Here is a 26,507-nt window from a genome sequence, read left to right as displayed (position 1 = left end):
TAATGGCAGGACGAAATGATGAGGATTACAGCATGTCAGCCATACAGACCCAGACTCAAAATGAACCGCTCTCTGCGCCGCTGGTGTTTACCCTGGCCGCCGGTGCCGGACTCAGCGTCGCGTCGATTTACTACAGCCAGCCGATGCTGGATATCATCAGCAAGCAGTTTAACGCTGGCATCGGCGCGGTCGGCATGGTGCCGATGCTGACCCAGGCCGGCTATGCGCTGGGCATCCTGCTGCTGGCTCCGCTGGGCGATCGCCATGACCGGCGCACCATTATCTTTATCAAAGGCTTAATGCTGGTGGCGGCGCTGCTGCTGTGTGGTTTTTCCGGTGGGCTCAGCGCGTTGCTGATTGCCAGTTTTATCACCGGCCTGACCGCCACGGTGGCGCAGGATATTGTGCCCGCTTCGGCGGCGCTGGCGCCGGAACGCAGCCGGGGTAAAACAGTCGGCACGGTGATGACCGGGCTGCTGGTGGGCATCCTGCTGTCGCGGGTGGTCAGCGGGGTGGTGGCAGAGTATTTCGGCTGGCGCACCATGTATATGATTGCCGCGCTAGCGGTGCTGCTGATTACGCTGACGCTGTGGCGGGTACTGCCGCGTTTCGCGCCAGGCACCTCGGTGAGCTATCCGCGCCTGTTGCTGTCGCTGGTGCACCTGTGGCGTCACCATCAGACGCTGCGTCGTGCCGCACTGGCTCAGGGGCTGTTGTCAGTGGGTTTTAGCGCCTTCTGGTCGACGCTGGCGTTAATGCTCAGCGACCGCTTTCATCTGGACAGTGCCGTGGCCGGGGCGTTTGGTTTAGCCGGTGCGGCGGGTGCCATGGCGGCACCGTTGGCGGGCAGTTTTGCTGACCGCATCGGTCCGGCAAGGGTCACGCAGGCTGGCGCCGCGCTGGTAACGATCTCCTTTGCGCTGATGTTTCTGCTGCCGCTACTGCCAATGCCAGCCCAGCTGGCGCTGATTGTCCTCTGCACCATCGGCTTCGATTTAGGGGTGCAGGCCACGCTGGTGGCGCATCAGACGCTGGTCTATGGCCTGGCGCCGGAAGCACGCAGTCGCCTGAATGCGCTGCTGTTTACCGTGGTGTTTATCGGTATGGCCACCGGTGCGGCGCTGGGAAGTCTGGCGCTGGCACACTGGGGCTGGAATGGCGTGGTTGCGCTCTCGACCTTAGCCGGTGCAGCCGCGCTGGCGGTCCGCTTCGCCAGTCGACACCTGAAAAACTGACACCTCGCCCGTCAAAAAATGTGCCAGGCTTATTCATAAACCCGAAATAATCTGGAGTGTTATGAACTTTTTAGCCTGGACAGCAGCGACGGGCGGCCTTCTGCTGCTGATGTCGCTGGCTTCCGGTTGGATTCACCGGGGGCCAGTCACCTCATTTGGTCTGTTCCTTATCGCGGGCATGCTGTGCGGCCCGTGGGGATTTGATGTTATCCACATCGATATTGTTACCCATTCCGAAGCCGTGGCGCACATCACTGAAATCACCATGGCTGCCTCGCTGTTCATCACCGGCCTCAAGCTGCGTCAGCCGCTGCAAAATAACTGCTGGCACACCGGGCTGAAACTGGCTTTTCCCGCCATGCTGCTGACCGTGGCCGCGATGACCCTGCTGTCGCACTTCCTGGTGGGATTAGACTGGCCGATTGCACTGGCGTTTGGTGCTATTGTTGCGCCGACCGATCCGGTGCTGGCGAGCTTAATCTCGGTCAACGATGCGCAGGATGATGACTCGCTGCGCGTGGCAATCTCCAGCGAAGCGGGTATGAATGATGGTTCCGCGCTGCCGTTGCTGATGCTGGCGCTGCTGCTGTTTAATGGCGAAAGCCTGAGCGTGGCGATGCTGGGGCACTGGGGTGCGGTCGAGGTGCTCTGGGCAATTGGCGGCGGTCTGATCATCGGTTTTGTGCTGGGGCAGTTGATTGGCCTGCTGGCGACCCGACTGCGCAATGCCAATGGCGATGTGGCACCCAATGATTTCCTGGCGCTGGCGCTGATTGCGCTGAGTTATTCACTGGTGGAGTGGCTGGGTGCCTCCGGCTTCCTGGCTGCCTTCGCCGCCGGGCTGGGATTACGCCGTGCTGAGATGGGCGTATTCCGTCGCCATCAGCCGGACGATCTCTCTGACGACGAGCGCGTGCTGCCCTCTGAAGCACTGGTGAACCCTAATAAACGCCTGGCGCATCAGGGCGACAACAATATGGTGAAGTCGATCGGGTTTGTGGTAGGCGACGCCCTCTCTTTTGGCGATACTATTGAACGTTTACTGGCGGCTGGCATGATGGTGGTGCTGGGCGTGACGCTGGCGCAACACTGGAACATCTACGGCGTGCTGATTGGCCTGGTGCTGTTTGTGGTGGTGCGGCCACTGGCCGTCTGGCTGGTGACGCTGCGCGCCGGACTGCCGCTGGGGCAGCGTCTGCTGATTGGCTGGCTGGGCATCCGCGGGATTGGCAGTCTGAACTACATCGCCTATGCCTGGACGCACGGTATGGAAGGCCCGCAGATGGAAATTATGACCAATATGGCGTTAACGCTGGTGGTCTGCAGCGTGGTGGTCCACGGCACCACCGTGTCGCCGCTGCTGAACTGGCGTCAGAAACGCCTTGAAGCCCTTCAGCGTAAGGTTTAACCCGAACTAACAGGAGTTAAGAATGAAAGTAACTCAGATAGTGCTGCTGAGCATCCTCGCCACCGGCAGCGCGCTGGCGGCGGACGAGGCTGACACTGAGCAGAATGTTTATGCCAGTCAGCTGTGCCACATTGTCAGCGGCGAGAAAAAGGTCGCCAGCGCGGATCAATATGTCGACCAGATGAAGTCCACCGTGGCGCGCAGTCAGTCGTCATCGGCGATGAATCAGCCCGAGTTCGATGAAGAGTCCGCGCGTGAAGTGGCCAGTGCCTGGCTGCAGCTGGGAGATGATGAGCGTGCCAAACTGCGCGTTAACGAACAGCAGTGTGAGCAGGCCGTGATGGCGCAGTTCCAGCAGGAAGATTAACCGCATCGGATTAAATAAAAACGCGCCTGCCGGGCTAATACTGATCAGTTAAGATTAAATTTGTAAAGGCTGTCACGGTCAAACGTGGCAGCTTTTTTTCCGGGCGAGCGAGCCGCAGTGCGGGCCAGCGCACCTCTGCTGCTGCCGGGCCGTCCTCGCGCCGCTCACGCGGTACCTTCGGCTTTGACGTCGTGCCGACGAACCGTTCGGGGATCGGCCCTCCCTGGACGGCCCCGAACTGTCCACGCTTCCCGGCGTGGACTTCTGGCCCGCCGTCACGCCTCAGCGATGCGGATAGCCCTTTCAGCAGCAGAGGCGCTCAGGCCTCCACTTTCGTGCCCTTTTTAACAATACACGCTGAAGTTTCAGAGCAGGCTGGGGCCGGGCAGGGGCAGGTAATCCGCAGCGCTGAACAGAATGAGTCTGCCAGGAGAGCCCGCAGGACGCGGGCGAAAGGCGGGGCGGCACAGGATGTGCCATCCCCGGCGGTCCGTCAGGCAGAGGAATGAAGTGAAGGAACCGCGCAGCGGCGCGAGGACCGCCAGCCCCTGCCCGGCACCAGACTGCGTTATCACCTGTCGCTTAACTGACTGACATTACGCCTGCCGGGCGCGTTTTTTTATGGCTTTTCAGGGGCCATTGCGTACATAATCGCCAGCCATGGCACCCGACTTGCATCTGTTGATTCTACTGCAGCCTGCCGCAACGGTTTGCTCACTCTTCTGGTATCACATAACAGGCATTATGATTACGCGTCGACGCTTTATTCTCGGCACGGGAGCGCTCGGGCTCTCCATGACCACTGGCAAAATATTTGCCCGCGATGACATTATTCCCCTCTGGCCGGACGATCCGCCCGGCGGCGGCGGCCCATCGGGCCAGTTGCATATTAACAGCACCGGTTCCTGGTCAAATATCGTCAGCCCGGCGATTCAGCGCTTTAAACCGGAAAATCCCAATGGCGAAGCGGTATTAATTGCAGCGGGTGGCGGTTATCGCTGGATCGGCATGGGACGCGAAGCCTGGCCGGTCGCGCGCTGGCTCAATGCCAATGGCTATACCGCCTATGTGCTCAGCTACCGGCTGCCGCATGAGAAGTGGCAGGCGGGGCGGCTGGCACCGCTGCAGGATGCGCAGCGTGCCATCCGGCTGGTGCGATCCTTTGAGCGCAAGGTGCATGTGCTGGGCTTCTCGGCAGGTGGGCATCTGCTGGGGCTGGCGGCGGCGCGTCCGGACTTTGAATCCTATCCGGCCATCGATCCGCTGGATGAAGTGGTGCCCAAAGTCGACAGCGTGGGTCTGATCTATCCGGTCATCACCCTGGAAGCGCCTTATCAGCACACCAATACCCATCTGATGATGGTCGGCAAAAATGCCACGCCGCAGGATGAGGCGAACTGGTCAGTGCAGAACTACGTAACCCGGCAATATCCGCCGACGTTTCTGGCGCAGGCCGAGGACGATCACACCTCAAATCCGTTCAACACCGAGCTGATGCGCGATACCTGCCGCCGTAATCGTGTGCCGGTTGAGCTGATTCAGATCAGCAAAGGCGGGCATGGCTTTGGCCTTGGCAAGGCGGGCACGCCAGCGGCGCTATGGGATCAGGCTTATGTTCGCTGGCTGGATCGCGTGAGCTGAGTTGCACTGGCGCGGTGCAAGACTGCACCGGGGGATCCGTTCTCCCCCTGCCTGGCGCAAGGTCACCAGATCGAAGGTGACCCTTTGTCCCGGTCCCGGTTAATGCTGCGCCCTCTGCCATCTTAAATCTCCCGATCCAGAGCCAGACCCAGCCCCTCAATATTGCTATCAGCGGACTAGGCTGACAGGTCAGGGCGCATTAATAACTCATTCTTATTTATCACGTTAACGAGGGTATACGGAGCTAAGGGGCACTCACGCTTATTTCTGACTCTGTATACAATAAGATGACAATTCCCTGCCGTTAGTACGATACGAAATAGCTAAATAAGGACTCTTTAATAATTATCTTAATAAACAAACGGATCTGATTGATTTCCGGGTAAAGAACATTCCGATCTCATATCTTTTGCTTCTGTTTTTCCGCTATTATTTCGCTTTTTCTACCGATATATTGCCAGTTGATACAGATCAAAAATTGGCCAGAAATATCAGATCTTATGGATTATAAAAAAACTAATGAAAGCGTTGAAGCGGGCGTTTTCGGATGACGCAATCGTCTTTCAATCCAAAGTGATTCTTCTTTTAAGCTTTGTTTTGGCCGATTCTGCTACAGATGGTCGTGATAAAAACCGTAAGTTTTGAACTAAAATAAAAATCCCACTTTATTGTCTTCGTTAACGTTAGATGATTTCATAACGGCCACGCATAAGAGGAGGCAAATCAGACAGCAATCCATCCTGGTCAGTTCATCGGTGGTTTCTGATTTATCTAAGAAATGTTTGAGCTTTTTATTCCGGTGATGATAAGCAACAACAATATTGCATTCTGTCAGATGCGTTTTAAGGTCAGCCTGCTTCTCCGTCAAAATATACCTATTTTATTATTACTTTTCTTAACGATGTGGCGAGGTGGATAGTCTGGATTTTAACACACAGCAAAGGGTTATATGCATGACGATCATCGAGGCATCGCTATTACAGACCAGGAACAATGGAAAGGCGTGGCCAGGGCTGATTAAAAAGTGATGTACAAATAATGAAGGGATGTTTTTTAAATACCTGAATAAAAGTTATTATCTTGTTTTCATCATTGTTCTGGAGAACCTCATGCTACCGGGTAATGAAGTAAATTTTATTGGCTATCTTATTGAAGGGAACGTGGTTTATTTACACAAGACAAAGCGACTAATTTGTCTGAATGGGTATGGTGAAGATATCATCCTGAGAAAAACCATGTCGCACGTATTAGAGTATCTTTTTGAAAATGCCACTATTGATGTTGTCACGGATTCGGAACTTATGGAGAACGTCTGGGATAAACATGGACTGAGTTCTTCTACGCAGCGGGTCTGGCAGGTTATGTCTAATTTAAAGTCGAAGTTCTTTTTTCTGGGTTTAAGTGATGATGTGATCCTGAGAGTTTCGAAGAAAGGCTATCTCCTCAAAAGCGACAGCGTGGAGAGGTTATTTAGCAGTCGTATCACTTCAGGCATTCATTAAGCACAGCGATAAATTCACTAACGATAATCCTGTGGAAATGGACGCCGGGCCTGTGAATATAATCGGTAGTCATTAAATAATTTCATATATAAATGGATTTAATTACTGTCGGTTCGGTTTTTACGCTGTTAATCAGCCTGGCTCTTGCTGGGTGTTGATAATATGAAGAGAAACGCAGGTTTTACATTTCGCGTCAGCGGGCGCATTAATTTTCGTTGAGCGCAGTTGCAGGAAAAAACTGGCCCTGATGACCAGTTTTTCCCAATAGCATTCTGTTCAGGGAATTAACGCATCGTCACGAACTCTTCGGAGGCGGTCGGATGGATCGCCACGGTGTTATCGAAGTCCTTTTTAGTGGCACCCATTTTCAGCGCCACAGCGAAGCCCTGCAGCATCTCATCCATGCCGAATCCGATACCGTGAATGCCGACAATCTTCTCATCTGCACCCACACAGACCAGCTTCATGCGACACGGCTGACGATGCTGGGTTACCGCAGTGTACATGGCGGTAAATGACGATTTATAAACCTTCACCTGGTCGTCGCCATACTGTTCCCGTGCCTGCGGTTCGGTCAGTCCCACGGTACCAATCGGCGGATGACTGAACACCACCGTCGGAATATTGCTGTAATCCAGATGCTCGTCCGGTTTGTTGTTAAACAGACGCTCAGAGAGACGACGGCCCGCCGCGACCGCAACCGGCGTCAGCTCAACCGCACCGGTGTTGTCGCCCACGGCGTAGATGCCTGACACATTGGTGTTCTGGAATTTATCGACTTTGATGTAGCCTTTGTCGTCCAGCGCGACGCCAGCGGCGTCAATATTCAGGGTATCGTTGGCGGGCTCACGGCCAATCGCCCAGACCAGACAATCCACGGTATATTCGCTGCCGTTTTCCAGCTGCAGCGTCAGACTGCCATCGCCGTTTTTAATCACAGCTTTTGGAATAGATTCGGTGTGCAGCGCCGGGCCTTCGCTGTTCATCACTTCGACCAGCGTTTCGGTAAGCAGCGGATCGAAGCTGCGCAGCGGCGCGTGTTTACGGACGAACAGGTGCGTTTCCGATCCCAGCGCGTTAACCACGCCAGCCAGCTCAACCGCAATGTAGCCTGCGCCGATGACCGCAGTGCGTTTTGGCAGCGCGTCCAGCTCAAAGAAACCGTCGGAATCAATGCCGTACTCTGCACCCGGAATAGAAGGGTGGACCGGACGACCGCCGGTGGCGATCAGAATATGGTTAGCCGTGATAATCTCGCCGTTGACTTCAACGCTGTGCGCATCGACAAAGCGGGCAAAGCCTTTGATCACTTCAACTTTGTTTTTACCCAGCACGTTGTCATAGGAGTTGTGGATGCGATCAATGTAGGCGCTTCGGTTTTTCACCAGTGTGGCCCAGTCGAAGCGATTCACGGTGGTGTCGAAGCCATAATCCGGTCCGTAGAGATGGATCGCTTCGGCGATTTGCGCGGCATGCCACATGATTTTCTTCGGCACGCAGCCCACGTTCACGCAGGTGCCGCCCAGCTCTTTCGCTTCAATCAGGGCACATTTCTGGCCATACATAGCCGCACGGTTAATTGAGGCGATGCCGCCACTGCCGCCGCCAATGGCGAGATAGTCGAAATGTCGGGTCATTGAAGTATCCATCCGGTTGCATAAAAAATTGGGGTTGAGTGTAACGCTGCGGGTCGAAATGACGCAAAGTTTGCGCCTATGATTGTAATAGGGTTCTGTTTTTTCACTCGCTTACAGGGAAGCATACCATGCACCTTACTTTTCTCGGCACCGGCGGCGGTGCTCCCAGCCTGCAACGTAACGTCACGTCTATTGCTTTTACCCGCGCGCTGAGTGGTGAAACCTGGCTGTTCGACTGCGGGGAAGGCACACAATTACAGTTTATGCGCTCCAGCCTCAAACCGGGCAAGCTGGATAAGATTTTTATCACCCATCTGCATGGCGATCATATTTTCGGGCTGCCGGGATTACTCACCAGCCGGTCAATGGCCGGGCTGACCACACCGATGACGGTCTATGGCCCCAGGGGATTAAAAACCTTTGTTGAGACGGCGCTGTCGATCAGCGGCTCCTACACCGACTACCCGCTGACCATTGTTGAGATTGAGGCGGGCTGGACGCTGGACGACGGTGAGTTTCGTATCAGCGCCTGGCCGCTGAGCCATACGGTGGAGTGTTTTGGCTATCGCATTGAACAGCATGACAAACCCGGCCTGCTGGATGCCGCCCGGCTGAAAGCGGAAGGGGTGCCACGCGGCCCGTGGTTTCAGCAGCTGAAGCAGGGTGAATGCGTGACGCTGGAAGATGGGCGGGTAATCAACGGTGCTGACTATCTTGGCCCCGCGACACCCGGCAAAACGCTGGCTATCTTTGGCGATACGGCACCTACTGAGGTCGCGCTGCAACTGGCGGCCAATGTTGACCTGATGGTGCATGAAACCACGCTGGAGGCCGCGATGGTGGAAAAAGCCAACGGGCGCGGGCACTCCACCACACTGCAGGCCGCCGAAGTGGCAAAACGCGCCGGGGCAAAACACCTGATCGCCACCCATTTCAGTTCACGCTATCTGGCAAAAGACATGAACCGCCTGCTGGCGGAGTGCCAGACGATTTTTCCCTGCACCGAGCTGGCCTGGGATCTGGCGGTTTTTAACCTCTAATGATGCAGTGCGGGATAAGTGAAAAACAGCAGATGGGTCAGATTAAGGCCAAAATGCAGGGCGGTCGCCAGCCATAAGCGGCCGCTCCAGTGCCACGCCAGCCCATATAACAGCCCGGCCAGGGTGGCGAAGATCACCAGCAACAGGCCGCCGCTCAGATGCACCAGACCAAACAGCAGCGCGCTCAGTAACAGCGCAGAGATGCCGCCTACTACCTGCTTTAATCGCTGCTGCAGATAGCCACGAAACAGGGCCTCTTCCGCCAGCGAAACAAAGAATAGGTTGGCGAGCATAAATGGGCCCAGCCAGTCCGGCGTATGTTGCTCAAACGCTAATCCGCCCAATAATACCGCGCAGTACAGCAGCAGCGGAATGGCGGCGATCAGCGCCAGTGCGGCGGGTAGTCGATAGCGTGGTGGCGTGGCAGGCGCGCGAAACAGCGTCGGCAGGCAGGCCAGCAGTACAAAAGGAATAAGCGCTTTATCAAAGTTAAACCCGAAGCTGAAAGGCACGCTGTGCGGTCCGGCCTGCACATCCTCTGCCTTAAGGGGATTATTAAAGCCTGGAAAAAGATGGAGGAGCAACCCGATGGCGATCAGCACCAGCAGCGCTTCGGTCACTATTTGTCGTCGATGATGGTCACGGTCATAAATACGGAGTGCCACCACAGCGGCGGTGCCGGTAAACAGCAGCAGCACCGGCCACGCTAACACGTCCTGATAAAAACCCAGCAGTGTGGCGAGCGCCAGTAATAATAATGCCAGCCGTCGGGCCGGTTGCAGCGCGGCCAGCGCGCCAGCCAGTATGATCCACATGGTAAAGACCTGGTACAACGCCGCCGCACCGGTAGTGAGCGGCGTAGAAGACAAAGAGAGTTATTCGGGTACGATCTGGTTAACCGCGTAGTGGCCGGTACCCGTCGGAACCAGTTTCTGGTGCAGCCACGGCAGCAGGGTATTCATCTGCTGGGCCAGCTTCCACGGCGGGTTAATCACGATCATGCCGGAGGCGGTCATGCCGCGCTGATCGCTGTCCGGACGGGCCGCCAGTTCGATTTGCAGAATATTGCGAATGCCGGTCGCTTCCAGGTCGCGCAGCATATGTTTGATCTGCTGGCGTAAAACCACCGGATACCACAACGCAAAGACGCCGGTGCCAAAACGTTTATGGCCTTCCTGAATCCCTTTCACCACTGCCTGGTAGTCGCTTTTCATCTCATACGGCGGATCGATCAGCACCAGACCGCGACGTGACGGCGGTGGCAGTTTCGATTTTAACTGCTGATAACCGTCGGCACGATCGACGCGGGCGCGGTTGTCTTTGCTGAATTCGTTACGCAGCAGCGGATAGTCGCTGGAGTGCAACTCAGTGAGTTGCAGTTTGTCATCTTCACGCAGCAGATGGCGGGCAATCAGTGGCGAACCCGGATAGTAGCGCAGCGTGCCGCTACGGTTCAGCGCACGAATCGCATCAAAATAGGGTTGCAGCAATTCCGGCGCATCGGGCTGCTGCCAGATACGTGAGATGCCTTCCAGATATTCACCGGTACGCTCGGCGTGCTCGCCGCTAAGCTGATAGCGGCCTGCGCCCGCATGGGTATCCAGGTAGAAAAACGGTTTCTCTTTCTCTTTCAGCGCCGTGATGATCAGGCTCAGAACGGTGTGCTTCAGCACGTCGGCGTGGTTGCCAGCATGGAAGCTATGGCGATAACTCAGCATTGTTTATCCTGTTGAATGTATAAGGTTTTAATTGATGGAAAATCAATTTATACCAATTATTACCTCACGTATTACCCACAGAACGACGCACAGCAACCGACGCAGGAAAAGCATGAGAATCCGCGATTATATCAGGGATGACCTGTTGATGGGCCAGAAGCGTGATAACAAATCGGGATTACCGCAAGCCGCTCAGGGCGGGGCGTCTGGTTCCCGGCACGCAGTCACGGAAAGCGACCGCAAATCCTCCCCGACCTGCCAGCCAGCATTACGTGCATGAGATAAAAGCGTGCATCTTGCGTGCTGCTATTCGCGCGTTTCTTCCCCACCTCATCCTGGCTGCCATTGATTTTCGCTACACTAAGCCGCATGTTACTTAGATTGCGTTGCGCGACCCGCTGCGCCCCATACATCTATAAAGGACTGCGCTATGACCAATCCGCTACTGACATCTTTTACGCTACCCCCTTTTTCTGCCATTAAGCCTGAACATGTGGTGCCTGCCGTGACGGAAGTGCTGAGCCACTGTCGCGCAGAAGTCGAAAAAGTCGTGGCGCAGGGTGCGCCGTATACCTGGGATAATCTGGTTCAGCCGCTGGCGGAAACTGACGATCGCCTGAGCCGTATCTTCTCACCGGTCAGCCACCTAAATGCGGTAAAAAACAGCCCGGAGCTGCGTGAAGCCTATGAGCAGACGCTGCCGCTGCTCTCTGAATACAGCACCTGGGTTGGTCAGCATGAAGGGCTCTATCAGGCGTATCGCAACCTGAAAGAGGGCGATCAGTACGCTGCACTGGATCTGGCGCAGAAGAAAGCGGTCGATAATGCCCTGCGTGATTTCGAACTCTCCGGCATCGGCCTGCCAAAAGATAAACAGCAGCGCTACGGCGAAATCGCCGCGCGCCTCTCTGAGCTGGGCTCGGCTTACAGCAACAATGTGCTCGATGCCACCATGGGCTGGAGCAAGCTGATTACCGATGAAAGCGAGCTGGCCGGTATGCCGGAAAGCGCGCTGGCGGCGGCTAAAGCACAGGCTGAAGCCAAAGAGCAGGAAGGCTGGCTGCTGACGCTGGATATCCCAAGCTATCTGCCGGTCATGACCTACTGCGACAACGCTGCGCTGCGTGAAGAGATGTATCGCGCCTATGCGACGCGCGCCTCCGATCAGGGTCCGAACGCCGGTAAGTGGGATAACGGCCCAATCATGGCGGAAGAGCTGGCGCTGCGTCACGAGCTGGCACAGCTGCTGGGCTTCGACTCCTACGCCGATAAATCGCTGGCGACCAAAATGGCGCAAAGCCCGTCCCAGGTAATCGACTTCCTTAATGACCTGGCGGAACGCGCCCGTCCGCAGGGTGAAAAAGAGCTGGAGCAGCTGCGCGCCTTTGCCCGTAAAGAGCACGGCGTGACCGAGCTTAATCCGTGGGATCTCACCTATTACGGTGAAAAGCAGAAGCAGCATCTCTACACCATCAGCGATGAGCAACTGCGCCCTTATTTCCCGGAAGAGCGTGCGGTCGCCGGTCTGTTTGAAGTGGTGAAACGCATTTACGGCATCACGGCGAAGCAGCGTAACGACGTTGAGGTTTATCATCCTGACGTGAAGTTCTTCGATCTGTTCGATGAAACCGGCGAACTGCGCGGCAGCTTCTATCTCGATCTCTACGCCCGCGAACATAAACGTGGCGGTGCCTGGATGGATGACTGCGTCGGCCAGATGCGTAAAGCCGATGGCAGCCTGCAGAAGCCGGTTGCCTACCTGACCTGTAACTTTAACCGTCCGGTGAAAGGCAAACCTGCGCTGTTCACCCATGACGAAGTGATCACCCTGTTCCATGAGTTTGGTCACGGCCTGCATCACATGCTGACCCGTATCGAAGCGCCTGGCGTCTCCGGTATCAGCGGTGTGCCATGGGATGCAGTCGAACTGCCAAGCCAGTTCATGGAGAACTGGTGCTGGGAACCGGATGCGCTGGCCTTTATCTCGGGCCACTTTGAAACCGGCGAACCGCTGCCGAAAGAGCTGCTGGATAAAATGCTGGCGGCGAAGAACTATCAGGCTGCGCTGTTTATCCTGCGTCAGCTGGAGTTCGGCCTGTTCGATTTCCGCCTGCACACCGAGTTTAATCCGGAGAAAGGTGCACAGATTCTGGAAACCCTGCGCGAAGTGAAAAGCCGCGTGGCAGTGGTTCCGGGTCCGGAATGGGGCCGTTTCCCGCATGCTTTCAGCCACATCTTTGCGGGTGGCTATGCGGCGGGTTACTACAGCTATCTGTGGGCAGACGTGCTGGCGGCGGATGCTTACTCCCGCTTCGAGGAAGAGGGCATCTTCAACCGTGAAACCGGTCAGTCATTCCTGGATAACATCCTGACCCGTGGCGGTTCTGAAGAGCCGATGGAACTGTTCAAACGCTTCCGTGGCCGTGAACCGAAGCTCGATGCGATGCTGGAACATTACGGCATTCAGGGATAAGTCGGTTCGTGAAAATCTGTTTGCTCGATGAATCAGGCGCCGGAGACGGCGCCTTATCACGTTTAGCGCAGCGCTGGCAGCTGGAGCACGATGAAGACGCACTGCTGGCGCTGGTGCAGACCGCGACGCACCTTGAACTGCGCAAGCGTGATGAGCCAAAGCTGGGCGGCATTTTTGTTGATTTCGTCACTGGCGCGATGGCCCATCGCCGTCGCTTCGGCGGTGGACGCGGCGAAGCCGTCGCCAAAGCGGTCGGCATCAAAGGCGGTTATCTGCCGGATGTGGTCGATGCCACCGCCGGGCTGGGACGAGATGCGTTTGTACTGGCGGCGCTGGGTTGCCGGGTGCGAATGCTGGAGCGTCATCCTGTTGTCGCTGCGCTGCTGGAAGATGGATTGCAGCGCGGTTATCAGGATGCGGAAATTGGCCCCTGGCTGCGCGATCGGCTGACGCTGATTCATGCGGCCAGCGCGCAGGCGCTGGGGGATATCACGCCGCCGCCGGATGTGGTCTATCTCGATCCGATGTATCCCCATCGCCAGAAAAGTGCGCTGGTGAAAAAGGAGATGCGGGTGTTTCAGTCGCTGGTGGGGCCGGATGAAGATGCTGACGCATTACTGGAACCCGCTCGCCGGCTGGCGAAGAAACGCATCGTGGTTAAACGGCCAGACTATGCACCGCCGCTGGCGGGTATTGTGACGCAGGCGGCCGTGGTAACCAAAAGCCATCGCTTTGATATTTACCCACCGCTTTAAAGCATAAAAAAGCCGGCTCTGCGCCGGCTTTAATCATTTATACGGCGAAATTACGCCTCGTCTTCATCGCGCAGCGGCACAATCAGCATGTCGATATGCACGGTGTTGATCAGCTGACGGGCTGAGGACATCAGCTTGCTCCAGAAATCCTGATGATGACCACATACTACAAGGTCAACGTCATATTTTCTGATCGCGTCAACCAGTACCTGGCCGAGGTCGCCACTGCCGCTCAGCGTCTCACTGATCGGGTAGCCCGCCGCATCTGACAACCCTTTCAGCGCCGCATGCGTCTCTTCAGAGATACGCTTCTGCATATCCCCTAAGTTGACATCAATCAGGCCGGTGTAGAGGTCGGAGTAATTGACATCAACGTGAATCAGGGAAATTCTGGCATCGTACGGACGAGCCAGCGAGACGGCCTTATCCACCAGCAACTGGCTTTCGGGAGAAAGGTCTACTGCAATCAGGATATGTTTATAAGCCATGATAAAACTCCTTTCACGAGGTTAAGGATGGCATCCGGTGTTCCTGCCGCGTCACAGCTTAGCGAAATCCCTTGCGCGAGCGGGCGATGAGCGCCACCAAAGTGTCTACCTGCATTGCAGGTGATGATGTTGTTATGTCCTCAGTATAGCCTTCTCCCACTGTAAATGCTGCCGTTGCCGCCTGGCTTATGAATAAGATCAAGGCTATGCCAGATTTACTCGCGCTGAACGAAAATCATCGTTGGAAAAAATGTAAAGATTTCTCCTACACTGAAAAAAGGCGGTCCGATTCGCAACCGCTCAGGGGGTCGAAAAACTTTCGCAGTCCGGTGATTCAGTGGCTGGTTATTTCTGCAGGTGGACTCAGTGTCTGACGCTGGGCCTGTTGCTGCGATTCCAGCCGGGAGGGGGAGAATATGATCAGCACTATTGCGCTTTTTTGGGCGCTTTGCGTGGTGTGTATCGTGAATATGGCGCGCTATTTTTCATCCCTGCGCGCTCTGCTGGCGGTCTTACGCGGTTGTGATCCGCTGCTGTATCAGTATGTCGATGGGGCGGGTTTTTTCACCTCTCATGGCCAGCCGAGCAAGCAGGTGCGGCTGGTCACTTATATCTGGGCAAAGCGCTATCTTGATCATCACGACGATGAGTTTATCCGGCGCTGCGAGCGGGTGCGTGGGCAGTTTATGCTGACCAGTGCGCTGTGCGGACTGGTGGTCATCAGTCTGGTGGCGCTGGCGATCTGGCATTAAAAAAGGGCGACTTGCGTCGCCCTTTTTTTTAGCTGGCATCACACCAGTTTTAAGGCAATCCAGTAGAGCGAACCTGACAGCAGAATACAAACCGGCAGGGTGAAGATCCACGCCATGGCGATGTTCTTGATGGTCCGGCTCTGCAGCCCGCCACCGTCGACCAGCATGGTACCGGCAACCGATGAGGAGAGGATATGCGTGGTGGAGACGGGCATGCCGGTATAGCTGGCGACGCCAATCGACAGCGCTGCTGTCACCTGTGCTGACATTCCCTGCGCATAGGTCATGCCTTTTTTACCAATCTTCTCACCAATGGTGGTGGCAACACGACGCCAGCCAATCATGGTGCCGATGCCCAGCGCCAGCGCGACGGCCACAATAATCCAGATAGGCGCATACTCGATGGTGCCAAGCAGGTCGCTTTTCAGCTTATTGAGGAAGCGTTTGTCATCTGGCGAGGTTTCCTGCAGACGGGCCGCTTTATCGGCGGTATCGGAGATACACAGCAGCAGACGACGCATCTGACCGCGCTGATCAACCGTCAGCTGATCGTAGCTCTGCAGGTTATTCAGCAACACCTGCGCACCCTGTACCGCCTGTAATGCGCGCGCGCTGTCACAGTGGAACTCCTGCGGGCTGGTTGCTGGCACTTCTTCCGGCGTTGGCAGCTTAGGCGGTGCCATCTGGATGATATGGGTCAGCGAGGCGTTATGCTGCTGATAATACTGCTCCAGGTGATTGACTGCATCGCGGGTTCGCGTGATGTCGTAACCGGAGGCATTCATATTCACCACGAAACCAGCAGGTGCCACGCCAATCAGGACCAGCATGATCAGGCCGATCCCTTTCTGACCGTCATTCGCACCGTGGGAGTAACTCACGCCAATTGCCGAAACAATCAGGGCGATACGGGTCCAGAACGGCGGCTTTTTCTTGCCGTCGATCTTCTCACGGTCAGCAGGCGTCATATGAATACGCGCACGCTTTTTGGTATTGCTCCAGTAGCGACGCAGTATAAAGATTAAGCCACCCGCCATCACCAGACCGACAATCGGCGACAGGATCAGAGAAAGGAAGATGTTCAGCACTTTCGGGATGTTGAGCGCATCAACCACCGAGGTTCCGCTCATCAGGGCGTTGGTCAGACCGATACCGATAATGGCGCCGATCAGCGTATGGGAGCTGGATGCCGGCAGACCGAGATACCAGGTGCCAAGGTTCCAGATAATCGCGGCCAGCAGCATAGAAAACACCATGGCGAGACCGTGAGCCGATCCAACATTTAACAACAGATCGGTGGGAAGCATATGAACAATAGCGTAAGCGACACTCAATCCACCGAGCAGCACGCCAAGGAAGTTAAATACACCCGCCATGACCACAGCAAGCTGGGCACGCATGGCACGCGTATAGATGACCGTCGCAACTGCGTTGGCCGTGTCGTGGAAACCGTTGATCGCTTCGTAAAACAATACAAACAGCAGGGCAAGAACCAATAACAGGCTAGTACTGAGGTCTAGACCAGCAAACAGATGTAGCATAAACGTTACGCCATTTTTGGAGGACATGAACGCGGCGCATTATCCGCGACAACGTGCTGTATGGGAAAGGAAAATATAGCGCTAATTTAACCTTTCGATGTAAGGCGTAAGGGTAACTCAGAGAAAAAGGGTTAGATATTAGACAGATACAATATGACACATTTGCGGCATTTTTTTGACGCTGGCGTCTCAGTGAGCAGATCACTACAATCTGCGCCTTTCCAGTTAAGTGAGCGAGTCGTAGTGGAACAGTTTGACGTTATCATCATTGGTGCCGGTGCCGCAGGGCTGTTCTGCGCCGCCCAGGCCGGGCAGCGGGGACGCCGCGTGTTACTGCTGGATAACGGCAAAAAGCCGGGACGTAAAATTCTGATGTCTGGCGGTGGCCGCTGCAACTTCACCAATCTCTACACCGAACCGGCGGCGTATCTGTCGCACAATCCTCATTTCTGTAAATCGGCGCTGGCGCGTTATACCCAGTGGGATTTTATCGATCTGGTTAATCGCCACGGCATCGCCTGGCACGAGAAAACCCTGGGCCAGCTCTTCTGCGACGACTCCGCCCAGCAGATTGTCGATCTGCTGCTGGCCGAATGTGACAAAGGCAATGTCACCCTGCGGCTGCGCAGTGAAGTGCTCAGCGTGGCGCGCGATGAAAGCGGCTATACCCTGCAACTTAACGGCAGCACGGTTCAGGCGGAGAAGCTGGTCATCGCCAGCGGCGGTCTGTCGATGCCAGGCCTGGGCGCCACGCCGTTTGGCTATAAAATAGCGGAGCAGTTCGGGCTGAGCGTCTTTCCGACGCGGGCGGCGCTGGTGCCTTTTACCCTGCACAAGCCGCTGCTGGAGCAGTTGCAGACGCTGTCAGGCGTCGCGCTGGAGACCACTATCGATGCGCAGGATGGCACCCGCTTCAAAGAGGCGATGCTGTTTACCCACCGCGGCCTCTCCGGCCCGGCGGTGTTACAAATCTCCAGCTACTGGCTACCCGGAGAATTCGTCACTATCGATCTGTCGCCTGCCACGCCGCTTGAGGCGTTTCTGACGGCGCAGCGTGAAGCACACCCTAATCTCAGCCTGAAGAACAGCCTGGCGAAAATCCTGCCGAAGCGTCTGGTGGAAGTATTGCAGGCGCTGAAGGTGGTGCCGGATATCACTCTGAAGCAGCTCAACAGCAAACAGCAAACCGAGCTGGCGCAGACGCTGCACGCCTGGCGCATTCAGCCAAACGGTACCGAGGGATATCGAACTGCTGAAGTGACGCTGGGCGGCGTGGATACCACACAGCTCTCCTCGAAAACGATGGAGGCGCGTGCGGTGCCGGGACTTTACTTTATTGGTGAAGTGGCCGATGTCACCGGCTGGCTGGGCGGCTATAACTTCCAGTGGGCGTGGAGTTCCGCCTGGGCCTGCGCCCAGGCGTTGTAAGGCGCTTACCAGCGCTGATGCACGTGAGGCGCGATCTTCTCCTGATAGATCTGTTTCAGTGCCGCCATCGTATCTGCAGAGAGCGCATCGACATCGCTGGCGCGGGCATTGGCTTCAGCCTGTTCGCGGTTTTTCGCGCCAGGGATCACTACGCTGACATCTTCGTTCATCAGGATCCAGCGCAGGGCAAACATCGCCATGGTGGTGTCGCCAGTGACAAAGCGGCGAATCTCTTCAACCGCCTCCAGCGCCACCTCATAAGGTACGCCGGAAAAGGTCTCGCCTTTATCGAACGCTTCGCCATTACGATTAAAGGTGCGGTGGTCGTCAGCGGCAAACACGCTGTCGGCACGCATTTTGCCGGTCAGCAGGCCCGACGCCAGCGGCACACGGGCGATGATCGCCACATCACGGCGTTTCGCTTCACGCAGCAGCAGTTCAGCCGGACGCTGGCGGAAAATGTTGTAGATCAGCTGAATTGACGAGACGTTTGGAAACTCCAGCGCCTTCAGACCTTCTTCAACTTTCTCAACGGAGACACCGTAGTGACGGATTTTTCCGGCAGCGACCATCTCATCCATCACCGCAAAGACGTCCGGGTTGTAGTAGACCTCGGTCGGCGGGCAATGCAGCTGCACTAAATCCAGCGTGTCGGTTTGCAGGTTCTCGCGTGAACGGTCAATAAAGGCGTTGAGGTTTTCAGCATTGTAACCTTCAGCCACATGTGGCGAGAGGCGACGCCCCAGCTTGGTTGCCACAAACGGACGTTCACCGCCGCGCTGATTCAGCACCTCTGCGATGATTTTTTCGGAACGGCCATCGCCATAGACATCGGCGGTATCAATAAAGGTAATGCCCGCATCCAGCGCAGCATTCAGCGCGGCTTTGGCATCCTCCATGCTCACTTCCCCCCAGGTTCCGCCAATGGCCCATGCGCCAAAGCCAATTTCGGAGACGCGCTGACCGGTACGGCCCAGTGTTCGTAGTTTCATGCAAACATTCCTCGATGCGTTTCAGACAGGGTGACAGAAAGCGGCTAACCAATGAGCTTAGCGCTTCCTGGCAGAGAGGCGATGTGACGTCGTTGCAGACCTGCACGGTAAAAATACGATGCTGCTACGCCATGCTGCTGGTTACGTTGAAGATTTCAGCGGAAAACGGCATGGGCAAGGTGACTACCGCTTCGCTAATTAATTGATTTTAAGAAATTTCACCCGAAATTAAACAGGCGAGAGTGTGGATTCGGTCACATACTTCAATTTTAAGGCCAACAAGTGGATCGCCATGTTTAAATTTGTTAAGTCGGTCTTTGCCAGTCCGGATAAGTTTCTGCAGATCATGACCCGTCAGGATATCAACGACTCGATCGCTGAAGGTGAGCGCATCATTATTGATGAAAACGGCAATATCTCGGTCAACACGCTGAGCGAGGAAGTCCATGAAGATTTTGCCCGCCACGTGAATACGTTAAAGGGAGTGTGAGGTGGGTACCGCAATATTTATGGTGTTGATGGTCAGTGGTTACTGGTACACCAGCCGTGATTTGAACAGCCGCTTTAAAATCCGTCGTTCGTCGGGCTGGGATGTCTATTTCCTGGTCGCGCTTTACGGTTGTATTTTCGTCCTGCAGGGTGTGTTTGCGACCGGTATCATCTGGCTGGTGCTGCTCTGTATCTCCGGCATCGCCAACGCCGTCCAGATGATCCCCGGCGTCCACCTGAAGTGGCAGGTGGAGTTTATGAACTGGAGTTTCCTGGGCATCCAGGCTCCCGTGGTGATCATGCTCACCTTTGCCATTCTTCTCTGCCTTTACCGCTCAAACTGGGCAGGCAGTGCACGACTGAACGTTTCCGGTCGTAAAGACCTCTATCAGCAGCTGTCACGCTCTAATGGTGTGGAGCAACTGTTATTTCAGTGCATGGAAGAGGGCGAACTGGCGTGGATTACAATGAAGTCGCGCCGCATTTACATCGGCATGATTCATGCTTCGACTTTTGAATATGAGAGCACCAAAAATATCGTGCTGATCCCGATGCTGAGCGGATATCGCGACAGCAAGACGCTGAAGCTGGCGGTGGAACATAACTACAGCAAGTGGTACGCCGAGCACGACATCACGCTCGACTCGAAACCCAAAGATGCGATGTCGTTCCGTAAAGTGATCATGGTTGACCAGATTGAGAGTCTGTCGCTGTTCGACCCGGCCAGTGCGGCTGCGCTTTCGATGGGACATCCGCAGGAAGTGGAGAAGAGCCAGGGTAATGACGATGCGGACAGCCCGGACGATAAAAGCCGGGATGCCGCGGGTTAATCGAGCCCGATCTGTTTCCCTTAATGACAGCGCTTCATCAGGGGAAACAGATTCCACCTCACACCATATTTTCCGCCGTAAACAGCCGAAAGGCCACTTTCCCCGCCTGATAGACATCTGGCTGATAGCCGGTTTCGAGATGACTCAGCATCAGATCAATCGCTAAACGGGCATGCTGCTGAGCATGCTGATCCAGGGTAAAAGCCACTTCATCGTTCAGCAGTAGCTGGCGGGTGACATCATAAAGCTCATGGGTGATGTAGGTGCATTTACCCAGCAGCTGGTGGGCGCGCAGGGTGTCGCTGACATCACTATTCCCCATGCCGGTGTTATAGACCCCTGCAATTGCCTGCGACGGACGCAGATGGCGAGCCAGTTCACTGCGAATGGTTTCCCGCTGATCCTGACCCGACAGCACTTCACGCAGATGACGCTGCGGCGCGCGCTGCTCCATGGCCTCACGAAATCCCGCGATGCGCTGACGATGGGCGCGGTAATCAAAACGGCCACTGACCATCATAATGTCGCCGGGCTGATTCACTGTCTTACTCATCAGCAGTCCGGCTGTGCGTCCCGCCTGATACTGGTCGATACCAACATGACACAAGCGGTCGGCATCGGGCAGATCGGTGACGATGGTGATCACCGGCACATTGCGGCTGCGGCACAGCGCCAGTGCCCGATAGATGGGCGGCGAGTCATGCGCAAAAACAATGATGCCGTCGCGGGTGCTGCTGCGGGCGATAATGCTTTGCGCCAGCTGCTCAGGCTGCGCTTCGGCCACCAGGGTTTTGTGCAGTTTCAGGCGGCGATAGCCAAGCTGACTGGCGACCTCGCTGAAATGGGTGGTGAGCTGCTGAAAAAAGGATGAGCCGTTATTGCTGAGGAACACCTCAATCTGCCACGGATGCTGGTACTCCTCTGGCAGCAGACGCTTCAGTCCCACTTCGCGCGCGGCTTTCAGGACTTTACGGCTGGTCTCCAGGGAGACACCGCCGCGCTCATTCAGCACCCGATCGACCGTCGCAATCCCGACGCCTGCCATTTTTGCCACCACCTCTAAGGTGAGCTTTTTCATTCAGACTCCATGCGAAAATGGCAAATTGACTGCTGCCTGTCAGACTGTTTATCTCTTCTAACCGGTTAAAAGTAAAAGATAAAGCGATTTAATGATGGAAAACCATCAACAGCGCTACGCCGTGGGGTTTTACCTGCAGTGCGGTCGTCTGGCTAAAAAGCACAACTGGCCGCTGCCTGGGCAGATTTACCGTTAAGCTTGTGACGAGACAATCAACGAGGAATGAATATGGCTCAGCAAAAAGAGGTTCTGATTATTGGTGCTTCACGCGGTATCGGTCTGGCGGTGGCGCAGGCCTTTGCCGATGAGGGCTGGCAGGTCACGGCCACGCATCGCAGTGGCATCCCGGAGCAGGGTAACCGGCCAGACATTCACTGGCATCCGCTGGATATGACCCACTCATTAGCGGTTCAGCAGTTTGCCAGCCAGCTCAGTGGCAAATCGTTCGATGCGATTCTGATTAACGCCGGGATTTCCGGGCCTGCGCACCAGAAAGTGTCGCAGAGTGACGATCAGGCGCTGGCGCAGCTATTCCTGACCAATGCGATAGCCCCTGTTCGCAGCGCAGAGATCCTGTTGCCGCTGCTGAAACAGGAAGGCGTGCTGGCGCTGACCTCATCTCAGCTCGGCAGCCTGAATGAAAATCCGGAGGCGCAGATGCCGATTTACTCGGCCAGCAAAGCCGCACTGAATATGCTGAGCCGCACGCTGACTCCGGCAGTGGAAGCGCAGAGCGGGACGCTGTTGACGCTGCATCCCGGCTGGGTGAAAACGGATATGGGCGGCGAGAGTGCGCCCCTGACGGCAGAAGAGAGTGCCGCCGGTATCGTCCAGCAGCTGATCCAGTGGCGCGGTCGTGGTGGTCATCACTATGTCGATTACGCCGGCCAGCAACTGCAGTGGTAGGCTGAAGCGGGGCGGTTACGCCCCGATGTCACGCAGCGCTTTACCCTTCATCAGATTGCGTTCAATGTGCTCCAGCGTCACATGTTTGGTCTCCGGTACCAGCATCAGCGTCAGCACGATAAACACCAGGTTGAGCGCGCCGTAGAACCAGAAGGTGTTGGCATTACCCAGTTGATCCAGCATGGTCAGGAAGGTGGCGCCAACAATCATATTGCCGACCCAGTTAGTGGTGGTGGAGGCGGTAATGCCGAAATCACGCCCTTTCAGTGGCTGAATCTCTGAACAGAGCAGCCAGATCACCGGTCCGGCCGCCATCGCAAAGCCGACGATAAACATCAGCAGCATCGCGACAGCAAAGTATTTGCGGAAATCTGTTTCAACGCCGATGTGCAATAGCGTTCCCAGCACGCCCATGCCAACCGCCATCACCAGAAAACTGGTGGTGAGCATCGGCTTGCGACCCCAGCGATCGACAAAGAAGATTGCAATCAGCGTGGCCAGCATATTGACCAGCCCGACAATCACCGTGCCCCACATCTGCTCACTGGTGCTGGAGAAGCCGGCGATGTTGAAGATTTTAGGCGCGTAATACATCACCACATTCATGCCGGTAAACTGCTGCATAACCTGTAGCAGCATACCCAGCCACACCGCGCGGCGGAAATTGCCATTAGAACGGAACAGCGACCAGCCGCGCTGCTTCACCTGCAGGCTTTCCCGGATCTCTTCCAGCTCCTCCCGGGCCTGTTCGCTGCTGTTACGCAGCCGATCCAGCACCCGCTGCGCCTCGTTAAAGCGTCCGTGCGCCGCCAGCCAGCGCGGACTGTTGGGCAGAAACAGCACGCCGATAAACAGGATCACCGCCGGAATGGCGATCACGCCGAGCATCCCGCGCCAGTTACCGCTGTAGCTGAACGCGGTGTCGGAGAGATAGGCCACGACAATGCCGGTGGTCAGCATCAGCTGGTACATCGAAATCATTGAGCCACGAATACGTTCAGGCGCAATCTCCGCCAGATAGAGTGGCGCGGTGTAAGAGGCGATTCCCACCGCCAGACCCAGCATCACGCGGGCACAGACCAGCGACTCCACATCCGGTGAGAAGGCTGACCACAGCGAGCCAATGACAAACAGCGTCGCGCCCGCCAGCATACTTTTCTTCCGTCCCAGCTTTGATGACATCCAGCCCGCCGCCAGTGCGCCCAGCGCCGCGCCAAACATCATCGAACTCACTACCCACTCCTGCTGATGGTTAGTGATCTGCAAATCCTTCGCCAGAAACGGCAAGGCACCTGCAATGACGCCGATATCCAGACCAAACAGCAGGCCGGACAGCGCAGCCATAAAACAGACGAACCAGGTAAAGCGGTTCTGTTGGTTTCCCGATTTTTTTGCCGCGACCATGCGAGTCTCCTTGCGGGGGTTCTGTGTCAATATTGTTAATGTTATGTAAACATAGTCGATGCCAGTGTGGGGGCGATCACACTTCCGGCTATCACCGGTGCCATACAGCATTGCCGCGATAAGAAAGCATCAGAGATCAGCGGGTTGGTTCAGGAGAGGGAAACCGCGGCCGGGGCACGATTACGCAAAACAGGGCGCGTCAGGTCAGGTTTTGCAACTGCCCGCCTGCGGCATTACACTGCCGCTTTACTGCTATTGATTGAAGGTGCTTATGTCTGAACCTTTCCAGCGTCAGCCGCTGCCTCTGCCGGGCGGCCATAAAAAAGTCCTGCTGCACTCCTGTTGCGCACCCTGCTCGGGTGAGGTGATGGAAGCGATGCTGGCATCCGGCATTGAATACACGATCTATTTCTACAACCCGAATATTCATCCGCTCAAAGAGTATGAGCTGCGTAAAGAGGAGAATATTCGCTTTGCCGAAAAATTTGGTGTGCCGTTTATTGATGCGGACTATGACCGGGATAACTGGTTTGAGCGGGCGCGCGGCCTGGAGTGGTCACCGGAACGGGGTGAACGCTGCACCATGTGCTTTGATATGCGCTTTGAACGTACGGCACTCTATGCCCATGAGAACGGCTTTCCGGTGATGACCAGTTGCCTGGGTATTTCGCGCTGGAAAGATATGAAGCAGATTAACAGCTGCGGAGTCCGCGCAGCGGCGGCGTATCCGGATCTGATGTACTGGGATTTTAACTGGCGTAAAGGTGGTGGGTCATCGCGCATGATTGAAATCAGCAAGCGCGAGAGTTTCTATCAGCAGGAATATTGTGGCTGTGTCTATTCACTGCGCGACACCAATCGTCATCGCGTCACCCAGGGACGTGAGCGTATTCAGATTGGTGTGCAATATTATCAGCCGGATGAATCCTGATTAACCTATTTCGCGGAAAGCGTCTGCCGGCGCATATCCGCGCGCTGAGCGCGTAACAGGCCGGACTGTTACGCCACAGCTCTGCTTTAAGCTTTCCGCCCGACCGTAACTGCACAACGCACAGGGATCATCAACGTCGTCCAGCTGCTGCTTTGCCTCGTCCTTCATCAGACGTTTACGGCAGACGCTCGGCGTGCAACCCATAATCTGCTTAAAAGATCGGGTAAAAGATTGCTGGCTTTCAAAATGGTATTTCAGCGCCAGGCTGATGATGGGCGTGCGGCTGTTTTTTAAATCATGAACACTGGCGTTAAGCTTTTTCTTACGAATATATCGCGCCAGGGTTTCATTATGATAACGGGCAAAAAGTTTCTGTAAATACCACTTAGAGTAACCCGCCTTTTCTGCAATATCATCAACGCTTAAACGCTGATCCAGATTATTATTAATCCACTCAGTGATAGAGACGATCACGCTTTCGTTATATTTATTTTCGTTCATAGAACCCCCTGTTTGATTTAAGAAGATTCTAAAATATTTATCTTAATGTGCTTATTCTTTGCGTAAAGATTTTTCAGGATTTTAATCGTTATCTCTGAAGATATTCATTTGAGGGGGTGTTATTAATAAAAAAGATGAATTGTGATTAATCTGTTGGTAATTGTAGGTGAATGAATAAGTGGTTCCGCGGGACAATAATCAAAATGAGCCGTGAGTCCGCAGCCAGACTCACGGTTTACCTTGCCGGAATCTCTGTAATCACGGCTATAGCACGGCACATCAATAGATTTTTGGCTGCGACATGCCAGGCTTACGGCTAACCTTTAACCTGGAGAACCCCCCGGATGAGCCCGACATACGCGCTGAAAAAACCGCTTGCCGCCTTGCTCACCTCGCTGGCGTTATTTGCTCATGCACCGGCCAGTGCCGCTGGTGTGTATGGCGAACAGCTGGAAGGATTTCAATACCCCTATCCGTTGCAGCATTTTGATTTTAAATCCCAGCAGCAGCCGCTGAGTATGGGCTATATGGATGTGAAACCGGCGCAACGGGCCAACGGCGAAACCGTGGTGCTGATGCACGGTAAAAACTTCTGTGGCGCGACCTGGGAAGAGACCATTCGCGCACTCAGTCAGCAGGGATATCGCGTTATCGCGCCCGACCAGATTGGCTTCTGCAGCTCGACCAAACCAGCCAGTTACCAGTACAGTTTTCAGCAGCTGGCAGATAACACCCATCAGTTGCTCACCCGGCTGGGTGTGAAGAAGGCGGTGATTATGGGTCACTCCACTGGCGGGATGCTGGCAACACGTTATGCGCTGATGTACCCGGAACAGACACAGAAGCTGGTGCTGGTTAACCCGATCGGGCTGGAGGACTGGAAAGCCAAAGGCGCACCGTGGCGATCCGTGGATCAGTGGTATCAGCGCGAACTCAAACTCAGCGCAGAGGGCATTAAGAAGTATGAGCAGCAGACCTACTATGTCGGTCGCTGGAAACCCGAATATGACAAGTGGGTTGATATGCTGGCCGGACTCAACAGCGGGCCGGGCCACCAGAAGGTGGCGTGGAACTCCGCCTTAATCTACGACATGATCTTCACGCAGCCCGTATTTTATGAATTCGGCGATCTGAAAGTGCCCACCACGCTGATGATCGGCACCTCAGACACGACTGCCATCGGCAGTGATATCGCCCCGGCAGAGGTGAAAGCCCGGCTGGGTGATTACGCGGTACTGGGTAAAGAGGTCGCAAAACGCATTCCGGGGGCGCGCTTAATCGAATTCCCCGGTATGGGACACGCGCCGCAAATGGAAGAGCCGGCAAAATTTAACCAGACGCTGCTCGACGATCTGGCGCGTCCCTGAACCGTCAGGCGCTGCGGCGCCTGA

Annotated in this window: 24 protein-coding genes; 15 read left to right on the top strand and 9 right to left on the bottom strand. The window is 55.5% G+C overall.

What is annotated here, in order from left to right; genetic code table 11:
* Positions 1 to 32 precede the first annotated feature (32 nt).
* The 5 genes from NR195_RS19370 (at position 33) to NR195_RS19350 (ending at position 6,153) form a co-directional block, all read left to right on the top strand.
* On the top strand, positions 33 to 1,235 hold the full coding sequence (locus NR195_RS19370) for an MFS transporter (protein WP_010253427.1): 1,203 nt from the start codon (positions 33 to 35) through the stop codon (positions 1,233 to 1,235).
* A gap of 61 nt (positions 1,236 to 1,296) precedes the next feature.
* Positions 1,297 to 2,643 (top strand): sodium:proton antiporter, encoded by a 1,347-nt coding sequence (locus tag NR195_RS19365; protein WP_010253425.1) that lies wholly within the window; start codon positions 1,297 to 1,299, stop codon positions 2,641 to 2,643.
* Positions 2,644 to 2,665: 22 nt separating this feature from the next.
* Positions 2,666 to 3,010 carry a hypothetical protein gene (locus NR195_RS19360; RefSeq protein WP_033780939.1) on the top strand — a complete coding sequence of 115 codons (345 nt, stop codon included), beginning with the start codon at positions 2,666 to 2,668 and terminating at the stop codon, positions 3,008 to 3,010.
* A 744-nt stretch (positions 3,011 to 3,754) separates the two neighbouring features.
* A complete protein-coding gene (locus tag NR195_RS19355; protein WP_022623984.1) occupies positions 3,755 to 4,651 on the top strand; it encodes an alpha/beta hydrolase in 897 nt (298 codons plus the stop codon).
* Between the two features lie 1,109 nt (positions 4,652 to 5,760).
* A complete protein-coding gene (locus tag NR195_RS19350) occupies positions 5,761 to 6,153 on the top strand; it encodes a helix-turn-helix domain-containing protein (protein WP_233600687.1) in 393 nt (130 codons plus the stop codon).
* A gap of 284 nt (positions 6,154 to 6,437) precedes the next feature.
* Here the strand turns inward: NR195_RS19350 and gorA are convergent, their stop codons facing one another.
* The gene (gorA, locus tag NR195_RS19345; RefSeq protein ID WP_045139536.1) at positions 6,438 to 7,790 is read right to left on the bottom strand and encodes a glutathione-disulfide reductase; all 1,353 of its coding nucleotides are present in this window, start codon (positions 7,788 to 7,790) and stop codon (positions 6,438 to 6,440) included.
* 128 nt (positions 7,791 to 7,918) lie between these two features.
* On the opposite strand from gorA, the gene rnz reads away from it, so the two are divergent.
* Complete coding sequence (gene rnz, locus NR195_RS19340; protein ID WP_256844827.1) at positions 7,919 to 8,830, top strand: ribonuclease Z; 912 nt, start codon at positions 7,919 to 7,921, stop codon at positions 8,828 to 8,830.
* On the opposite strand, the gene NR195_RS19335 is transcribed toward rnz, so the two are convergent.
* On the bottom strand, positions 8,827 to 9,645 hold the full coding sequence (locus NR195_RS19335) for a CPBP family intramembrane glutamic endopeptidase (RefSeq protein ID WP_256844842.1): 819 nt from the start codon (positions 9,643 to 9,645) through the stop codon (positions 8,827 to 8,829). The two genes, rnz and NR195_RS19335, sit on opposite strands and share 4 nt — an antisense overlap.
* Before the next feature lie 60 nt (positions 9,646 to 9,705).
* On the bottom strand, positions 9,706 to 10,548 hold the full coding sequence (locus NR195_RS19330) for a 23S rRNA (adenine(2030)-N(6))-methyltransferase RlmJ (RefSeq protein ID WP_008926315.1): 843 nt from the start codon (positions 10,546 to 10,548) through the stop codon (positions 9,706 to 9,708).
* Between the two features lie 430 nt (positions 10,549 to 10,978).
* Here NR195_RS19330 and prlC point away from each other — a divergent pair, with 430 nt between their 5' ends.
* Together prlC and rsmJ are read left to right on the top strand one after the other, a co-directional pair.
* Positions 10,979 to 13,021, top strand: coding sequence for an oligopeptidase A (prlC, locus tag NR195_RS19325; RefSeq protein ID WP_010253402.1), 2,043 nt, complete (start codon positions 10,979 to 10,981; stop codon positions 13,019 to 13,021).
* Between the two features lie 8 nt (positions 13,022 to 13,029).
* On the top strand, positions 13,030 to 13,776 hold the full coding sequence (rsmJ, locus tag NR195_RS19320) for a 16S rRNA (guanine(1516)-N(2))-methyltransferase RsmJ (protein WP_033785702.1): 747 nt from the start codon (positions 13,030 to 13,032) through the stop codon (positions 13,774 to 13,776).
* 50 nt (positions 13,777 to 13,826) lie between these two features.
* On the opposite strand, the gene uspA is transcribed toward rsmJ, so the two are convergent.
* Positions 13,827 to 14,264 carry a universal stress protein UspA gene (gene uspA / locus NR195_RS19315; RefSeq protein ID WP_010253396.1) on the bottom strand — a complete coding sequence of 146 codons (438 nt, stop codon included), beginning with the start codon at positions 14,262 to 14,264 and terminating at the stop codon, positions 13,827 to 13,829.
* A 416-nt stretch (positions 14,265 to 14,680) separates the two neighbouring features.
* Here uspA and uspB point away from each other — a divergent pair, with 416 nt between their 5' ends.
* Positions 14,681 to 15,016 carry a universal stress protein UspB gene (gene uspB, locus NR195_RS19310; protein WP_010253393.1) on the top strand — a complete coding sequence of 112 codons (336 nt, stop codon included), beginning with the start codon at positions 14,681 to 14,683 and terminating at the stop codon, positions 15,014 to 15,016.
* A 38-nt stretch (positions 15,017 to 15,054) separates the two neighbouring features.
* Here uspB and pitA read toward each other — a convergent pair whose 3' ends face one another.
* Positions 15,055 to 16,557 carry an inorganic phosphate transporter PitA gene (gene pitA / locus NR195_RS19305; RefSeq protein ID WP_010253391.1) on the bottom strand — a complete coding sequence of 501 codons (1,503 nt, stop codon included), beginning with the start codon at positions 16,555 to 16,557 and terminating at the stop codon, positions 15,055 to 15,057.
* A 243-nt stretch (positions 16,558 to 16,800) separates the two neighbouring features.
* Between pitA and NR195_RS19300 the strand changes: the two genes are divergently transcribed.
* Complete coding sequence (locus NR195_RS19300; protein ID WP_010671506.1) at positions 16,801 to 17,985, top strand: NAD(P)/FAD-dependent oxidoreductase; 1,185 nt, start codon at positions 16,801 to 16,803, stop codon at positions 17,983 to 17,985.
* Between the two features lie 5 nt (positions 17,986 to 17,990).
* On the opposite strand, the gene NR195_RS19295 is transcribed toward NR195_RS19300, so the two are convergent.
* Positions 17,991 to 18,977, bottom strand: coding sequence for an aldo/keto reductase (locus tag NR195_RS19295; protein ID WP_010253389.1), 987 nt, complete (start codon positions 18,975 to 18,977; stop codon positions 17,991 to 17,993).
* 292 nt (positions 18,978 to 19,269) lie between these two features.
* Between NR195_RS19295 and NR195_RS19290 the strand changes: the two genes are divergently transcribed.
* Together NR195_RS19290 and NR195_RS19285 are read left to right on the top strand one after the other, a co-directional pair.
* Positions 19,270 to 19,467 (top strand): hypothetical protein, encoded by a 198-nt coding sequence (locus tag NR195_RS19290; RefSeq protein ID WP_010253388.1) that lies wholly within the window; start codon positions 19,270 to 19,272, stop codon positions 19,465 to 19,467.
* 1 nt (position 19,468) lies between these two features.
* On the top strand, positions 19,469 to 20,296 hold the full coding sequence (locus tag NR195_RS19285) for a hypothetical protein (RefSeq protein WP_010253387.1): 828 nt from the start codon (positions 19,469 to 19,471) through the stop codon (positions 20,294 to 20,296).
* A 58-nt stretch (positions 20,297 to 20,354) separates the two neighbouring features.
* On the opposite strand, the gene NR195_RS19280 is transcribed toward NR195_RS19285, so the two are convergent.
* Entirely contained in the window at positions 20,355 to 21,374 is a 1,020-nt protein-coding gene (locus NR195_RS19280) for a LacI family DNA-binding transcriptional regulator (RefSeq protein ID WP_033773085.1), read from the bottom strand.
* Positions 21,375 to 21,602: 228 nt separating this feature from the next.
* On the opposite strand from NR195_RS19280, the gene NR195_RS19275 reads away from it, so the two are divergent.
* Positions 21,603 to 22,280, top strand: coding sequence for an SDR family oxidoreductase (locus tag NR195_RS19275; protein WP_256844826.1), 678 nt, complete (start codon positions 21,603 to 21,605; stop codon positions 22,278 to 22,280).
* Positions 22,281 to 22,295: 15 nt separating this feature from the next.
* Here NR195_RS19275 and NR195_RS19270 read toward each other — a convergent pair whose 3' ends face one another.
* Positions 22,296 to 23,684 (bottom strand): sugar porter family MFS transporter, encoded by a 1,389-nt coding sequence (locus tag NR195_RS19270; protein WP_010253379.1) that lies wholly within the window; start codon positions 23,682 to 23,684, stop codon positions 22,296 to 22,298.
* Between the two features lie 271 nt (positions 23,685 to 23,955).
* Here NR195_RS19270 and NR195_RS19265 point away from each other — a divergent pair, with 271 nt between their 5' ends.
* On the top strand, positions 23,956 to 24,615 hold the full coding sequence (locus NR195_RS19265) for an epoxyqueuosine reductase QueH (protein WP_022623997.1): 660 nt from the start codon (positions 23,956 to 23,958) through the stop codon (positions 24,613 to 24,615).
* Here NR195_RS19265 and NR195_RS19260 read toward each other — a convergent pair whose 3' ends face one another.
* Complete coding sequence (locus NR195_RS19260; protein ID WP_256844825.1) at positions 24,616 to 25,116, bottom strand: helix-turn-helix domain-containing protein; 501 nt, start codon at positions 25,114 to 25,116, stop codon at positions 24,616 to 24,618.
* Positions 25,117 to 25,460: 344 nt separating this feature from the next.
* On the opposite strand from NR195_RS19260, the gene NR195_RS19255 reads away from it, so the two are divergent.
* Positions 25,461 to 26,483: an alpha/beta fold hydrolase gene (locus tag NR195_RS19255; protein ID WP_033759078.1), complete on the top strand. Its 1,023-nt coding sequence runs from the start codon at positions 25,461 to 25,463 to the stop codon at positions 26,481 to 26,483.
* The last annotated feature ends 24 nt before the right edge of the window (positions 26,484 to 26,507 follow it).

This window comes from Pantoea sp. Ft-CA_14, from assembly GCF_024520875.1.
Lineage (GTDB): Bacteria > Pseudomonadota > Gammaproteobacteria > Enterobacterales > Enterobacteriaceae > Pantoea > Pantoea agglomerans.
This window is presented reverse-complemented; position numbering and strand designations above follow the sequence as displayed.

Excerpts from the sequence above, each read along its gene's own strand:
- NR195_RS19365 (WP_010253425.1), top strand. The coding sequence starts at position 1,297 with ATGAACTTTTTAGCCTGGACAGCAGCGACGGGCGGCCTTCTGCTGCTG.
- pitA (WP_010253391.1), bottom strand. The coding sequence starts at position 16,557 with ATGCTACATCTGTTTGCTGGTCTAGACCTCAGTACTAGCCTGTTATTG.
- rnz (WP_256844827.1), top strand. The coding sequence starts at position 7,919 with ATGCACCTTACTTTTCTCGGCACCGGCGGCGGTGCTCCCAGCCTGCAA.
- NR195_RS19260 (WP_256844825.1), bottom strand. The coding sequence starts at position 25,116 with ATGAACGAAAATAAATATAACGAAAGCGTGATCGTCTCTATCACTGAG.
- NR195_RS19275 (WP_256844826.1), top strand. The coding sequence starts at position 21,603 with ATGGCTCAGCAAAAAGAGGTTCTGATTATTGGTGCTTCACGCGGTATC.
- NR195_RS19280 (WP_033773085.1), bottom strand. The coding sequence starts at position 21,374 with ATGAAAAAGCTCACCTTAGAGGTGGTGGCAAAAATGGCAGGCGTCGGG.
- NR195_RS19295 (WP_010253389.1), bottom strand. The coding sequence starts at position 18,977 with ATGAAACTACGAACACTGGGCCGTACCGGTCAGCGCGTCTCCGAAATT.
- NR195_RS19265 (WP_022623997.1), top strand. The coding sequence starts at position 23,956 with ATGTCTGAACCTTTCCAGCGTCAGCCGCTGCCTCTGCCGGGCGGCCAT.
- uspA (WP_010253396.1), bottom strand. The coding sequence starts at position 14,264 with ATGGCTTATAAACATATCCTGATTGCAGTAGACCTTTCTCCCGAAAGC.
- NR195_RS19270 (WP_010253379.1), bottom strand. The coding sequence starts at position 23,684 with ATGGTCGCGGCAAAAAAATCGGGAAACCAACAGAACCGCTTTACCTGG.
- prlC (WP_010253402.1), top strand. The coding sequence starts at position 10,979 with ATGACCAATCCGCTACTGACATCTTTTACGCTACCCCCTTTTTCTGCC.
- NR195_RS19350 (WP_233600687.1), top strand. The coding sequence starts at position 5,761 with ATGCTACCGGGTAATGAAGTAAATTTTATTGGCTATCTTATTGAAGGG.
- NR195_RS19290 (WP_010253388.1), top strand. The coding sequence starts at position 19,270 with ATGTTTAAATTTGTTAAGTCGGTCTTTGCCAGTCCGGATAAGTTTCTG.
- NR195_RS19330 (WP_008926315.1), bottom strand. The coding sequence starts at position 10,548 with ATGCTGAGTTATCGCCATAGCTTCCATGCTGGCAACCACGCCGACGTG.
- uspB (WP_010253393.1), top strand. The coding sequence starts at position 14,681 with ATGATCAGCACTATTGCGCTTTTTTGGGCGCTTTGCGTGGTGTGTATC.
- NR195_RS19360 (WP_033780939.1), top strand. The coding sequence starts at position 2,666 with ATGAAAGTAACTCAGATAGTGCTGCTGAGCATCCTCGCCACCGGCAGC.
- NR195_RS19370 (WP_010253427.1), top strand. The coding sequence starts at position 33 with ATGTCAGCCATACAGACCCAGACTCAAAATGAACCGCTCTCTGCGCCG.
- NR195_RS19355 (WP_022623984.1), top strand. The coding sequence starts at position 3,755 with ATGATTACGCGTCGACGCTTTATTCTCGGCACGGGAGCGCTCGGGCTC.
- NR195_RS19335 (WP_256844842.1), bottom strand. The coding sequence starts at position 9,645 with ATGTGGATCATACTGGCTGGCGCGCTGGCCGCGCTGCAACCGGCCCGA.
- NR195_RS19255 (WP_033759078.1), top strand. The coding sequence starts at position 25,461 with ATGAGCCCGACATACGCGCTGAAAAAACCGCTTGCCGCCTTGCTCACC.
- gorA (WP_045139536.1), bottom strand. The coding sequence starts at position 7,790 with ATGACCCGACATTTCGACTATCTCGCCATTGGCGGCGGCAGTGGCGGC.